Source organism: Pseudomonas sp. GM74 (genome assembly GCF_000282455.1).
GTDB lineage: Bacteria > Pseudomonadota > Gammaproteobacteria > Pseudomonadales > Pseudomonadaceae > Aquipseudomonas.
This window is the reverse complement of sequence record NZ_AKJG01000126.1, coordinates 1-12,852: the sequence shown is the minus strand read 5'-3', so window position 1 is coordinate 12,852 and position 12,852 is coordinate 1. Positions and strand designations below refer to the sequence as shown.

Here is a 12,852-nt window from a genome sequence, read left to right as displayed (position 1 = left end):
CGCCATGCGCACCGCGTCACCGGTATCGCGCATGGTCAGGGTGTTGAGGCGCTCATCGACAAACACGTCGCGGGTCTTGAGCATGGTCTTGATCATGTTCAGCGCCGTGTTGGCATCGATGCTGGTCAGGTAGAAGGTGCGCATCACCAGCTCCTGGTAATCCTTGATCTTCTGCGGCGAGTCCGGGTAGATCAGCACGGTGTTTTCATTCACCACTTTCTGATGCAGCTGGTTCTGTTGCAGCAGCAGTTCCACGGCGTCTTCGATACGCACGTCACGTACGAAGATCGTGGCTTTCATGTCCGGACGCAGGTCCTTGTCGAAGATGAAGTTCAGGCCGGCGACCTGGGACAGCACTTCGAAAATGGTCTTGAGGTTGGCGTCGCGAAATTCCAGGGTTACCGGCCGGTCAAGGCGCGTACGCAGTTGCGGGTACTGCACCACGTTGCGGCTCTGCACCAGGCGGATGCTGTCTTGCAGTTCCAGGGCGCCGTCGTTCTTCGGATCCAGTTCGAGAATCTGTTTGACCTGGCGGTCGGCACCGTAGATGTCACCGCGACGCAGGTCGCCACGGGCCAGTTCGAGTTTCTCATCCATGCTGCGCAGGTAGTCGAGCTGGCGCAGGGAATCCTGGGCACGACGGTTGTTCGGTTCGATGTTCAAGACCCGGCTGTAAGTCATGCGGGCCCCGGCGAAATTACGCTGGGCCCGGTCCATGTCGGCCTGGGAGAGCAACGACGTCACGGCAAGGGCCCGTCCGCTGTTGAGAGCCATGTGCAATTCGGTATCGCGAGGGTTTTCCCGCAATCCCTCTTCGATGCGCGCCAGACCGGCTTCGTACTGGCCCGATTCGATCAGGGCCGAAGCTTCATCCCTGGCGACCTGCGCCGAACTGCATGCGGCCAGCCCTGCGCACAGAAAAAGGCTCATCAGCAAACGGGATTTGTTCATTCCGTACTCCCCACAGACAAGGTCTGCGCCAAACGCAGAGGCAGGTAGACCAGGCTCAGTTCCTTGTCGGAAATCCGCTCGATCCGCCAGGTTTCGTCGATGACATCCCCTTTGCGCACGACGTATATTTTTTCGCCATCCTGCAAAAACACCTGCAGATCGGAACGGTCATGCAGCCTGCCGACGAACTGGAAGGGCAACGGTGGTGCAGTGGGGACTTGCACCACCGGCGTAACGACTACCGGTTGTTCAGTGACGGTGCCGGGGGCCGGCGCCGCTATCCAGCTGCGGGCGGCGAACAGGTCGCCTGCCGGGCTCAGGTCCTTGATCGGCGCCAGCGCAGCGGTGCTCGATGCAGCCGTCGATGCGCCAGGGGTCTTGCCCTTGGCTGACGTTGCCAGGGTGGTCACCGCAAGGTCGCTATCGTCAGTCTGCTTGAAGTATTCGGGGAGCCAGGCGAGCGCTGCCGCAACACCCAGGAACGCCACCCAACCCACCACGCGTTTGGTATTCATCATGACCTCGACAGGTAAAGGGTCATGCGGATCCGCCCGGTCAGCTCAGTATCGGCGATAGTCTTGCGCTGAAGCTCCACATCCTCCAGCACCACCGCCGGCAACTGGCCGAGCAAGGCGTGCAGGAAACGCCGCAGTTGCGGATAGCTGCCACGTACCGGCAGCAGAATCTGATAACGGGCCAGGTGCGTCTTGGGGTCCACGCCCAGGGAGTATTCACCCCGGGACAAGGTGATGCGTTCCTGGGCGGCCAGGGCGTAGATCTTGTCGATGGCCACGGTGGCCTGGGGCTGGGATGGCAACTTGCTGCGAAAATCGTCGAGCTGGCGCTGCGGCACCACCGGCGCGGCCACGCTGCCGTCTTCGACCTTGGCCAGATACTCGGTGGCTTCGCGAGTCTGCTGGCTGAGGCTTTGCAGCGATTCCCAGTCCGGAAGCAACCCCACCAGGCCATAGCCCAGCGCCAGCACCAGCATGGCCGCCCCTGCCAGCCCCGGAACGCCCAGGCCTTGCAGGTATTCGTGGACAATCAATTTATGGAGTTGCATCGCCGATCTCCCAGGTAGCCGACAGGTTGAACTGCACCGGATGCTCCGGCACGTTGGCGACAATTTCGTGGCTCAGCAGCGACACGTCGGACAGCTCGTCGCTGGCTTCGAGGCGGCGGTGGAAATCGAGCATGGCTTCCAGGTCCAGCGCCTCGGCGCTGATCCGCAGCTGGCCCTTGCGTGCGTCCGGGGTCAGGGTCAGCAGGGCAATGTTGTCCCGCGGCATGGCTTCGAGGGTGGCGAACAGGCGCTCCCAGGGGCGGCGCAACTGCTGGGAGACCTTGCGCATTTCCGCCAGGTTCTGCGCCTGCTCGCGGATTTGCGCCGGGGTCAGGCTGAGCTTGCTGCCGGTATCGCCGGTGAGCACCCGCTGCGTGGTTTGCAGGTGGCCTTGCTGTTGTTCGGCCTCGTTGCTCAAGTGCTGTTGCACCAGCAGGCAAGTCAGTGTCAGCACCACGCCACCGGCCAGCAGGCTCCAGCCCAGAGGGCCTGCACGGCGGCGCGGCTGAAAGTCGAGCATCAGGGGGCGCATGTCAGGCCACCGCCCGAGACATGACGTACAGGCAATCGCGTACGGCCGTCCGGTCTTCTTCGAGGGTGCGCAGATGCACACCGGGCACGTCGGGTGGCGAATCGATACGCGCCGGTGCATGCAGGTAGACATTCAACGGTCGTTCGCTGGTGCAAGCCTGCAACTGGTGTTCACGACCGATCAGCGCGGTCAGCGCGGCATCACTGTCGCTGCTGCCCACCGAACGCACCGAGGCCCAGCGCCCTTCCCGGGCCAACAGCAACACACTGCGTACCGGTTCGGCGACCACGAACAGGAAGTCCCCGGCCTCAAAGCTCTTATCGAAATGGTTGAACGCCGTCATCAGGTACGGCTGCACCGAACGCAGGCGCAAACCGCGAGCGCTAACCAGAGCGCGCAGGCGTTCGAGCAAGTCCTGTGGCAGCGCGGTGGCGATGCGGTCGTAACCGGCGGGTTCGGCCGAGAGCACCAGGCTCCAGGGCTGCGTCGGGACACCGTAGAGGTCTTCGAAGCACAGTTGGGCGAAGCCCTGCAATTCGGCCGGGCTGTCGATCTGCTCACTCCAGGGCACCAGGCAATAGCGGCTGAAGTGCCCGGAGATCACCACGGTCAGTTCCGCCCTGGCAACGCTGTGTTCGGCCAGCAAACGGTCGAGGGTATCGAGGGCCACCGTCCAGGCCTGGAAGCCTTCGTCGATGTAGCCGACGCTGCCCAGCCATTGGGTTGCAGCGCCTTGCCGCTGCCCCAGGCCAACACCGCTGGCGCCGAGCACGGCGACAAATTGCTCACGAGATAAAAGTGACACGATTGATCTCCTCGAGCGTCGTCCGGCCCTGTTCCACCATCTCCAGCGCCGACTCGCGCAACAGGCGCAAGCCACGTTTGCAGGCGTGCGCCTTGATTTTCGAAATGGGTTGGCGCTCGACGATCATTTGCCGCAATTCGTCGTCCAGGTGCAGCAGTTCGGCAATCGCGCTACGCCCGCGATAACCGGTGCCACGGCAATGCCCGCAGCCCTTGCCGTGGACGAACTGGTAGTGAGCGACCTTTTGCGGATCCAGCCCCGAGACCTCCAGCTCTTCTTGCGTCGGGCTGTAAGGGCTGCTGCAACTGGTACAGACCAGTCGGATCAAACGCTGGGCCAGCACGGCATTGAGTGCCGAGACCAGGCTGTAGGGATCGATTTCCATCTGGGTGAATCGGCCGATCACGTCGAACACGTTGTTGGCGTGGATGGTGGTGAACACCAGGTGGCCGGTGAGCGCCGATTGCACGGCGATCTGTGCGGTGTCCGGGTCGCGGATTTCACCGACCATGATCTTGTCCGGGTCATGGCGCAGGATCGAACGCAGGCCCCGGGCGAACGTCAGGCCTTTCTTCTCGTTGACGGGGATTTGCAGTACGCCCGGCAATTGATACTCCACCGGGTCTTCAATGGTGATGATCTTGTCCACGCCGTGGTTGATCTCGGTGATCATGGCGTACAGGGTGGTGGTCTTGCCGCTACCGGTCGGCCCGGTCACCAGCACCATGCCATAGGGTTCGGCGGCCAGCCGGCGCAACTGGCGCAGGGTTTCCTCTTCAAAGCCCAGGGCCTGCAGCTGCACGCCGCAAACCTTGTCCGCCAGGTCCTGTTTGTCGAGAACCCGCAGCACCGCGTCTTCTCCGAAGATACTCGGCATGATCGACACCCGGAAGTCGATCTGCCGGCCACTGATGCCGATCTTGAAACGGCCATCCTGCGGCACGCGTTTTTCGCCGATGTCCAGTTCGGCCATGACCTTCACCCGGGAAATCACTTGCTCGGCGAACTCGCTGCCCTGGATCTTGCTGATGTTGTTGAGCACACCGTCGATCCGGTACTTGATCACCAGGCCGCTGCCGGTGGTGCCGAGGTGGATGTCGCTGGCGTGCATTTTCAGCGCGTCGTACAGGGTCGAGTTGACCAGTTTGACCACGACGCTGGAGTCTTCGCTGATGCTGGTCAGGGACAGGCTTTGCAGGTTATCGATTTCGGCGCCGGCGTCGCTCTGGGCGTTGAGCGACTCCACCGCATGGAAGCTTTCTTCGTGACGCGCCAGGTAGGCCTTCAGGTCATCGGCATGCACCAGGTACAGCGGTGCGCCTTGCAGACATTCATCGATCCAGGCCAGGCGTGCACTGTCGAAGGGGTCGGCAAACACACCGATGACCGCATCGTTATGACGCAGCAGGATGAATTCGCGCTTGAGGCATTGGGCCAGGGTCACCCGGTCGAATACCGGGGTGGAATTGAACAGGCTGTCGGTGTCGAGCACCGGGTAGTGCAGGGTTACGCCGAGGCATTGAATGAAAGGCATGGGAGCCAGTTCGCACAGCCCCCCCAGGGCGTCCAGCATCCGCTCGCCGGAACTGGTGGCCAGGGCTCGGGCCTGGGCCAGTTGTTCACTGCTGAAACGAGTCGGTGCACATTCCGGTTGCGCCGGTTCTACGGCAAGGGATAGACGGTCCATGGCTTGCTCTCCAACGCCCGGGGCTTTGGGCCCTGTCGACGCGGCGAGCCATTTCGGCGGAGGCCGGAACGTCTTGTCGCGCCACTACTCCCCGGTGAGCAATTGTTCGTCGTCTGGCGCCATGGAGGCCGATGTACTTTTTCGGCGATCTGCCAGCACCCAGCTACCGTCGTACAACTGCAGCGGGAAACTCTCGGTCTTGCTCTGGCGTCGTTCGACGAAGCCTTCGGACGTGCTCATCCCAGCTTTGGGATCGCGCTTTACCCCTAGAAGATCAAGCACCGCACGGGCCAGTTCCGCCAATGGAAACGGTTTGAACAGGATATGGCTGACGCCCAGTTGCCGGGCCCGCTCGCAAACCTCTGCGGTTGGATGCCCTGTGATCAGCACGAAATGACACTTCCTGTTCTGGCGGACGACATCGAGCAGCTGAAAGCCTTCCATATCGGGCAAGCGGTAATCGAACACCATCACATCGGGCGCGAAATCGTCAGCTTCAGCGATTCCTTGCGCGCCGTCGTGGGCAATCCGGACTTCCAGTGCTTGCGCCTGCAGGTAACCCTGGAGGTTTTCCGCCAGCAACTGTTCGTCATCAACAACCAGTACTTTGTTTAACAAGGTGGACTCCTTGAAACCGCAGATCCGGGTATTGAACCTGACGGAGTGCGCGCCCTGACAGGACTAACGCACACTTCATGCCAGGCTGGGTGCCGGTAATTTTAGGTCTTCATGTCCTTGAATTTAAAAACAATGCCATTTCGTACCGCAATTCCATCCCCCAAAAACGGGGAAAGCGACTGGATTGGCATTGAGTTTTTCCCCCCACTGTTGGGGAAACCCCCTATTGATCGTAAATCCGCTCGACTCTATTGCGCGAGCGCAATGGCACCGATGCCCTCATTGCGGTTAAGCGTAGCCCCACGGTTTCGCCTGTGGAAGTGTCCGCACCGGTCGCGACCTTGATCAGGATATACCGGGCGCAATCGAGCTTCATGATCGGCCTCCGGTCAGGGCTTGGCAGCAATGGGTTTATAGGGCGCGACCAGGTAGAAACGCTGATCCGGCAGATCCACCGTGACGATATGGGCACCGCTCAAGCCCAGGCGCCGGCCCGGACCAAAGCTCATCAGCGGCGTCAGCCCGGTATCGAAGTCATGCAGGCCTTCCAGGGCACTGACCAGCTTCTCGCGACTGGCATCGCGCCCGGCCTGCTTCATGCCTTCGCTGAGCAGCATCATCGAACTGAACGCGCCCACTTGCAGCACCGCGTGCTGGCCGCCGAGACCCTGATGTTCGCGCAACTGGGTCAAGGCCAGACGCCCGGCCAGGGTCCAGTCGCTGGGCACGAACGGAAAGGCCAGGAACACCCGCCGGGAAAATCCGCTGGGCACCTGCATCAGATTGCCCGCCACCTGGTTCGAGGCGGCGAACAGGTAAGGCACCTGCCCCGCCGTTTGCAAGCGCTCGGCCAGTCGACTGAAGCCGCTGCTGCTGCCCAGGTAGAACACCGAGCGCGACCCCAGGGGAAAATCATCCCCGGCCGGGTCATAGGCTTGCAGGCGCACCTTTTGCCAGGCGTGCCCCTGCAAGTACTTGCCGAGTTCCTGCGCCGCCAGTCGTTGGCCGGGTTCGTCCGGGTAGGCGATCAGCGTCGGCCCCTGAAGCACCCGCAGGCTGGCACTGGCGTAGTCGGCCAGGGCGATCAATTGCTCTCGAAGGCCCGGCAGCGGTTCGAATATCTGCGGGCTGGCGTGGGGCGTGCCCTGCAAGGACAGCGGCCCGATCAGGGGAATGCCGGCCCGTTCCAGACGCACGGCGAAGCTCACGTCCAATGCCGGTGCCAGCGGTGCGATCAGGGCAAACACCTGCTCTTCATCGATCAAGCGGTCCAGCGCCTTTTCGGCACTGACGCGGTCGACGCCGGGGTCAAGGATGGTCAGGCGCAACTGCCGGCCATGAATTCCGCCGGCCTCGTTGATGCGCGCCACGCAGCCGTTGAGCACCGCCGCCACCGTGATGCCCTCCTCGCCCAAGGGCCCGGAACCGGGCAACAACGTGCCCAGGTGCAGACTGTCGGGGGCCAGGCCCGGAACGCGGTCTTCGGCCAGGTGCTTGAGGTACGCCGTGAGGTTGCGCTGATCGGTCATCGACAGCACGAACCGTGGCATCGTCGGATCGAGCCGATTGTTGCCCGGGTCGCGCCCTTCCTGCACCGCCCGCGCCAAAGTGCTTTCGCTGTAGGCCGGATAACTGCGGCCGTTGATGTGCTGCTGGCCCTGGCTGCTGGCCAGTCGCGACCAGCGCAGGTCCGGCGGTTGCACCTCGCCTTCCGGGCGTCCGAGGCCATCTTCGCCATGACAACTGGCGCACGGCAGGCGGGTGGCCGGCAGCAGCATGCCCGCTGCGCCGACCCGGACCATGACCGGATCGCCGCTGGCCGACACACCTTCGTGGTACAGCCGTTTACCGGCACTTTCACTGAGGCTCAGCGGCAGTGCCTGGGCCGTGAGCGCGATGCCGCCGAAGAGCAGCAGGCCAAGGACGAGGGCAGTATTCATGGCCGTGGCTCAGCGGCCGGCCACGGGCATTGTCAGCAACTGCAAGCGCTGGGCAATGGCGGCGGCCGGGGCGGCGGGACGGATTTTGCTCCAGCACTTGCTCGCCACGTCACTGACGATCAACCGGGTGGAGTGTTGCGCGGGGGGCGGCACGATCTGGTCGATGCGACCCCATACAAGGTCCTTTTGCACCTTGTCGTCGGTAAGAAAAAACCAGTGGGGCCCATCGATGCCCTGTTTCAAGGTGCAAGCCTTGAGTACCGCCGCAGTGTTGCGCAGCGGATCACTGGTAAGGGAGATAGAGGTGCTGCGGTTCTGGTCGTGCAAGGGTGTGTCGGGGAAGCAGGTTTTCCTGTCGAAGGCGCTCATGGCTGATGCTCCATGGCGATGGCGGTGTGCTTGGCGTGGGCGTTGCGTTCACCCCTGAGCCTCTCGACGGCCCGGGCCAGCTCCGTCGGGTCGGTGAGACCGTAGTAGCGGGTCCAGATACGGTTGTTGCCGTCCCCCACCAGAATCAGCGGCGAGTGGTTCTCGAAGCCACCGCTGTAGGCGCCCAGGCCCTTGAGGGTGGCATCGACCGACTGCGGTGAACCGGTCAGCCAGCTCCAGCCCGGCCCGTTCTGGAAGGTGCGGGCGTAGTCGTTCAGGCGTTGGGGATCATCACGCTGCGGGTCGATGCTGATCGACACCAGTTGCACCTCGGTGCCGACCCGCGCGCCCAACTGTTTTTGCACCCGGCCCATGATCGAAGACACCACCGGACAGACCGTGGTGCAGTTGGTGTAGATGAAACCCATGACCACGATCTTGTTGCCCACCAGGTCTTTTTCCAGGCTGACGACCTTGCCGTTCTGGTCCAGCAGGGCCACGTCGGCAAACCTGATCCGGGCGGTCTCCGGGCTGGCGGTGCTGGCCGTCATGTCGTGCCCGGTGTGCTCGTCCATCGAGTGAGCCAGCGCCTGGTCGATACCGAAGGCCAACAGGCAGAACGTCAGCAGGCCGCGATACGCGAATCGGTCCATGTCTGTTTCCTCTTGGTGGTATATCGCCACTTCTCGACAAATCGACCGGAGCAATCCGCATGCCACAAAAAAATACGTTATTAATCAGCTTGTTATAGTCACGACTGGATAGATCGGGGGGATATTCCCCACCCAGTCCCCCCACTTTTTCTCCGGGGCCACCATTCCCCACTATTGGGGAAAATTCCCCGGGCTTTCGATCACAGCGGCGAATCCGCGGGCAGCCCCTGCAAACGCCGATACTGGTTCAGCACGCTGGGCACATAACGCTGGGTTTCGGCGAACGGCGGGACCTCGTTGCCCCGGCTGAGCACCGCTTGCGGGCCGGCGTTATAGGCCGCCACGGCGAGGCGGATATCGTTGTCGAACATCGTCATCAGGCGCTTGAGATAGCGGGCGCCGCCCTGGATGTTGGCCTTGGGGTCGTAGACATTGGTCACACCCATTTCGCGGGCGGTGGCGGGCATCAGTTGCATCAGTCCGCGAGCGCCCTTGGGTGAGGTGGCGCGGGCGTTGTAGCGCGATTCGGTCTTGATCACTGCATGAATCAGCGCCGCCGGCAGTTCGTTGGCCGTGGCCGCCGCCGCCACCAGCTCGGCATAGGGTTGCGCGGCGATCATCTGCGGTTGCTGATCGAGGCTGACCACCGCCGCATCGGGCTCACGAATCACCCGTTCATAGTGGCGTCCGGGGCGGTGGACATTGGACAGGACGTAGCTGCCATTGGCGTCCACGGAAACAAACACATCGGCCTGTGCGGCACCGGCCAACACAAGAAGACCCAGCAATCCGGTGGTGAGTGTTTTCATTGTTATACCTCCCCTTCCCGGCCCCGAAAATTGGGGGTATTGCCCCAATGGCCAGTCGTGCACCAGCCATACGCAAGCACTGTGCCGCAAGCGAGAAAGCCCGTAGAACGGGGGGTGCACAAAGGTCAGCAATCGTGAGCATGGCAATTGCATGCTGTTAATCAGCAACTACATGGCAACTCTGCTGCCGACTGTTATGAGGTCATCATGAATCAGCGACTGTGTTATGCCCGGCGAATCCAAAGCGGGTTCACCTTGCTCGAACTGTTGGTGGTGCTGGTGGTACTGGGGTTGCTGGCCGGCATCGTGGCGCCGAAGTATTTCGCCCAACTCGGTCGTTCCGAAGTGAAAGTGGCCAAGGCGCAAATAGAAGGCTTGAGCAAAGCCCTGGACCTTTACCGCCTGGAGGTCGGCCATTACCCATCGACCGAACAGGGCCTGCAGGCGCTGGTCACCGCCCCTGCCGACGAACCGCGCTGGACCGGCCCGTACCTGCAGAAAAAACTCCCGCAAGACCCCTGGGGCCACAACTACACCTATCGCTATCCCGGTGAAAACAGCGAGTACGACCTGTTGTCCATGGGCAAGGACGGGCAGCCCGGTGGCGAAGGCGAGAACGCCGAAGTCACCAACTGGAACTGACGGGAATGGCGACCATGCGCTTTCATCTCAAGGCCGTTGGCAAGGCCGGTGTGGTCTCGATGACCGTCGAGGCACCGGGGCACAGCGAAGCCAGGCGCATCGCCGAAGACCAGGGCCTGCGGGTGGTCAGCCTGCACGCCGAACGTCATTGGCGCGCGTTGCGCCTGCACAAGCGCGAGACGTTCAACCTGGTGTTGTTCAGCCAGGAGCTGACCACCTTGCTCAACGCCGGCCTGCCGTTGATCGATGCGCTGGAAAGCCTGGCGGAAAAGGAAAACGCGCCACAGGCCCGCAAAACCTTGAACGAACTGGTCCGCCTGCTGTACGAGGGCAAATCGTTTTCCCAGGCCTTGGGGCAGCTGGCGGCGGTGTTCCCGCCGCTGTACGTAGCGCTGGTGCAGTCCAGCGAGAAGACCGGCGCCGTGGGCGATGCCCTGGGCCGCTATGTCAGCTATCGCCAGCGCATGGACGAGGTTCGCCAGAAGATCATCAGCGCGTCGATCTACCCCTTGCTGCTGCTGGTGGTGGGCGGTGGCGTGGTTTTGTTTTTGATGGGGTATGTCGTACCGCGCTTCAGCCTGGTATTTGAAGGGCTGGGGTCGAACCTGCCATGGATGTCGCAGATCCTGATGAGCAGCGGCATGTTCCTGCACGCCCACCAGGGCGAGTTCTTCGGTGGCTTGCTGGCCATCATCGTCGCCCTCACCCTGCTCCAGCGCCAGCCGGCCTTTCGTCGGGGGCTGGACCGCCTGATCGAAAAGCTCCCCGCGGTGCACCAGCGCATTTTCATGTATGAATTAGCGCGCTTCTACCGCTCGCTGGGGATTCTGCTGCAAGGCGGCATCCCCCTGGTCACCGCCATGGGCATGGTCCGCGGCCTGCTCAGCGTCGCCTCCCGCACGCGCCTGGACCAGGCCTGCGACCGGGTGCGCGAGGGGCAATCACTCTCTGCCGCGCTGGAACTCAATCACTTGGTGACCCCCGTTTCCCTGCGCCTGCTGCGCGCTGGCGAACAGTCCGGCAACCTCGGGCAGATGATGGAGCGCAGCGCCGACTTCTACGACGAAGAAATCAGCCGCTGGATCGAATGGTTCGTGCGGCTGTTCGAACCCTTGCTCATGACCTTCATCGGCCTGTTGATCGGGGTGATCGTGATCCTGATGTACATCCCGATTTTCGAGTTGGCCTCGAGCATTCACTGACCCTCTGAAACAGGGCCCGGCTGTACGTCGCTTTTTCAATGTTCCAGCCGAATAAATCGGTTCGCTGAACTGTTCATCGAGTTCCCATGGGGAAAAAAAGCAGCACATTGCAATACTCATCAACGTTCCAATCTGAATCAAAAGACGGAGAACGACATGCTCATCAATAAGCTTTTACTGGCAGTAGCTATTGGCGCGGTTCTGTCGGCGTCTACCGTGTTGATTCCGGACAGCCTGTCCGGAGTTTCCAGTGCTCAGGCCAAGGATGGGGGTAGTGGTGGCGGTGGTGGCGGTAGTGGTGGTGGCGGCGGAGGCAGTCACGGTGGTGGTGGTGGCAGCGGTGGAGGCAGCGGCGGCAGTGGAGGCGGCAGCGGTGGCGGTGGCGGTAGTCACGGTGGAAGCGGCAGTGGCGGCAACAGCGGCAGCGGCCACAGCGGCGACCATGGCAGCAACAGTGGCCATGGCAGTGCCAACAGCGGTTCGAGCCACTCCGGATCCACCTCGTCCTCAGGACGCAGCGGCACCCATGATGAACCCGGGGATGACCATGGCGTCCATGCCAATGGTGAGCCCGGCGATGACCGTGGCGTTCATGCCAATGGCGAGCCCGGTGATGACCGTGGCGTTCATGCCGAACCCGGGGATGACAAAAGGAGCTGATTTACACTGATTCCCATACAACACAAAACCCTGTGGGAGCGGCGGTGCGGCGATCCCACAGGGTTTTGTGTGGACCATCTCCTTACAACCCACCCTCAGACTGATCCAGTTCCTCGCGCAAGAACCCGACCAGCGCCTGTACCGGCCGCGAACTCTGACGATGCTGTGGATACACCGCCGACAGCGTCAGCGGTCCGGGGCAAAAATCCTCCAGCACTTCCACCAGCCGTCCATCCTTGAGTGCCGAGCCGACAATGAACGTCGGCAAATACGTGACCCCCAGCCCGGCGATCGCCGCGTCCTTGAGCACCTCGCCGTTGTTGACCCGCATCCGCCCGGTGACGTTGACAGTCAGCGGCTTGCCCTGCCCCGCAAACCGCCATTGCACCTGTCGACCGTGGCCGTACGGCAAGCAGTCGTGACCGTGCAAGTCTTCAGGCTTGAGCGGTGTGCCGCGTTCGCTCAGGTACGCCGGGCTTGCGCAGTACACCCGTTCAATGGAGGCAATGCGTCGGGCGATCAGTGTCGAGTCTTCCAGTGTGCCGATGCGTAGCGCCAGGTCGTAGCCCTCACCGAGCAAATCCACGGGACGATCGCTCAAATCCATCTCCACCGACACGTCGCGATAGCGCTGCAAAAACACCGGCAACAGGCCCCCCAGATGCGCCAGTGCGAACGACAGCGGCGCACTCACCCGAATGGTCCCCCGTGGCTCGGTGGTCTGGCCGGCGATGCCCTGCTCCACTTGCTCGACTTCGCTGAGCAGGCGCAAGGCTGATTCGTAATAGCTCTGCCCCAGCGGCGTGACGTCCAGTCGCCGGGTCGAGCGATTGAGCAAGCGCACACCCAGACGCTCTTCGAGTTGCATCAAGCGGCGGCTGACAAACTGCTTGGACAGCCCCAATTGATCGGCGGCCGCCG

At 62.4% G+C, this 12,852-nt stretch carries 14 protein-coding genes and 1 pseudogene; 3 read left to right on the top strand and 12 right to left on the bottom strand.

What is annotated here, in order from left to right; translation table 11 throughout:
- From PMI34_RS04925 to PMI34_RS04975, 11 genes and pseudogenes are all read right to left on the bottom strand, one after another.
- The coding region (locus PMI34_RS04925) for a secretin and TonB N-terminal domain-containing protein (RefSeq protein ID WP_008052962.1) at positions 1 to 951 on the bottom strand (951 nt) is incomplete at its 3' end.
- Entirely contained in the window at positions 948 to 1,466 is a 519-nt protein-coding gene (locus PMI34_RS04930; protein WP_008052961.1) for a hypothetical protein, read from the bottom strand. The genes PMI34_RS04930 and PMI34_RS04925, both read right to left, overlap by 4 nt.
- Positions 1,466 to 2,014, bottom strand: a complete 549-nt coding sequence (locus PMI34_RS04935; protein ID WP_008052960.1) for a GspMb/PilO family protein — start codon at positions 2,012 to 2,014, stop codon at positions 1,466 to 1,468. The genes PMI34_RS04930 and PMI34_RS04935 overlap by 1 nt, the downstream gene beginning before the upstream one ends.
- Positions 2,001 to 2,546: a PilN domain-containing protein gene (locus PMI34_RS04940; protein ID WP_008052959.1), complete on the bottom strand. Its 546-nt coding sequence runs from the start codon at positions 2,544 to 2,546 to the stop codon at positions 2,001 to 2,003. Before PMI34_RS04940 ends, PMI34_RS04935 begins: the two co-directional genes overlap by 14 nt.
- 1 nt (position 2,547) lies before the next feature.
- Positions 2,548 to 3,351, bottom strand: a complete 804-nt coding sequence (locus tag PMI34_RS04945) for a hypothetical protein (protein ID WP_008052957.1) — start codon at positions 3,349 to 3,351, stop codon at positions 2,548 to 2,550.
- Positions 3,332 to 5,038: a GspE/PulE family protein gene (locus tag PMI34_RS04950; RefSeq protein ID WP_008052951.1), complete on the bottom strand. Its 1,707-nt coding sequence runs from the start codon at positions 5,036 to 5,038 to the stop codon at positions 3,332 to 3,334. Before PMI34_RS04950 ends, PMI34_RS04945 begins: the two co-directional genes overlap by 20 nt.
- Before the next feature lie 84 nt (positions 5,039 to 5,122).
- Positions 5,123 to 5,656 (bottom strand): response regulator, encoded by a 534-nt coding sequence (locus PMI34_RS04955; RefSeq protein ID WP_008052950.1) that lies wholly within the window; start codon positions 5,654 to 5,656, stop codon positions 5,123 to 5,125.
- A gap of 389 nt (positions 5,657 to 6,045) precedes the next feature.
- Positions 6,046 to 7,596: a cytochrome c/ABC transporter substrate-binding protein gene (locus tag PMI34_RS04960; protein WP_008052948.1), complete on the bottom strand. Its 1,551-nt coding sequence runs from the start codon at positions 7,594 to 7,596 to the stop codon at positions 6,046 to 6,048.
- 9 nt (positions 7,597 to 7,605) lie between these two features.
- Positions 7,606 to 7,902: pseudogene (locus tag PMI34_RS04965) on the bottom strand (hypothetical protein); the annotation flags it as partial.
- Positions 7,903 to 7,961: 59 nt separating this feature from the next.
- On the bottom strand, positions 7,962 to 8,618 hold the full coding sequence (locus PMI34_RS04970; RefSeq protein ID WP_008052945.1) for an SCO family protein: 657 nt from the start codon (positions 8,616 to 8,618) through the stop codon (positions 7,962 to 7,964).
- A 200-nt stretch (positions 8,619 to 8,818) separates the two neighbouring features.
- Positions 8,819 to 9,427, bottom strand: coding sequence for a lytic transglycosylase domain-containing protein (locus tag PMI34_RS04975; protein WP_008052944.1), 609 nt, complete (start codon positions 9,425 to 9,427; stop codon positions 8,819 to 8,821).
- 207 nt (positions 9,428 to 9,634) lie between these two features.
- On the opposite strand from PMI34_RS04975, the gene gspG reads away from it, so the two are divergent.
- The 3 genes from gspG (at position 9,635) to PMI34_RS04990 (ending at position 11,931) form a co-directional block, all read left to right on the top strand.
- Positions 9,635 to 10,069, top strand: coding sequence for a type II secretion system major pseudopilin GspG (gene gspG / locus PMI34_RS04980; RefSeq protein ID WP_008052943.1), 435 nt, complete (start codon positions 9,635 to 9,637; stop codon positions 10,067 to 10,069).
- A gap of 14 nt (positions 10,070 to 10,083) precedes the next feature.
- Entirely contained in the window at positions 10,084 to 11,271 is a 1,188-nt protein-coding gene (locus PMI34_RS04985; RefSeq protein ID WP_032829851.1) for a type II secretion system F family protein, read from the top strand.
- 156 nt (positions 11,272 to 11,427) lie between these two features.
- A complete protein-coding gene (locus PMI34_RS04990) occupies positions 11,428 to 11,931 on the top strand; it encodes a hypothetical protein (RefSeq protein ID WP_008052941.1) in 504 nt (167 codons plus the stop codon).
- A gap of 82 nt (positions 11,932 to 12,013) precedes the next feature.
- Here PMI34_RS04990 and PMI34_RS04995 read toward each other — a convergent pair.
- A partial coding sequence (locus tag PMI34_RS04995) for a LysR family transcriptional regulator (RefSeq protein WP_008052939.1) occupies positions 12,014 to 12,852 on the bottom strand: 839 nt, incomplete at its 5' end.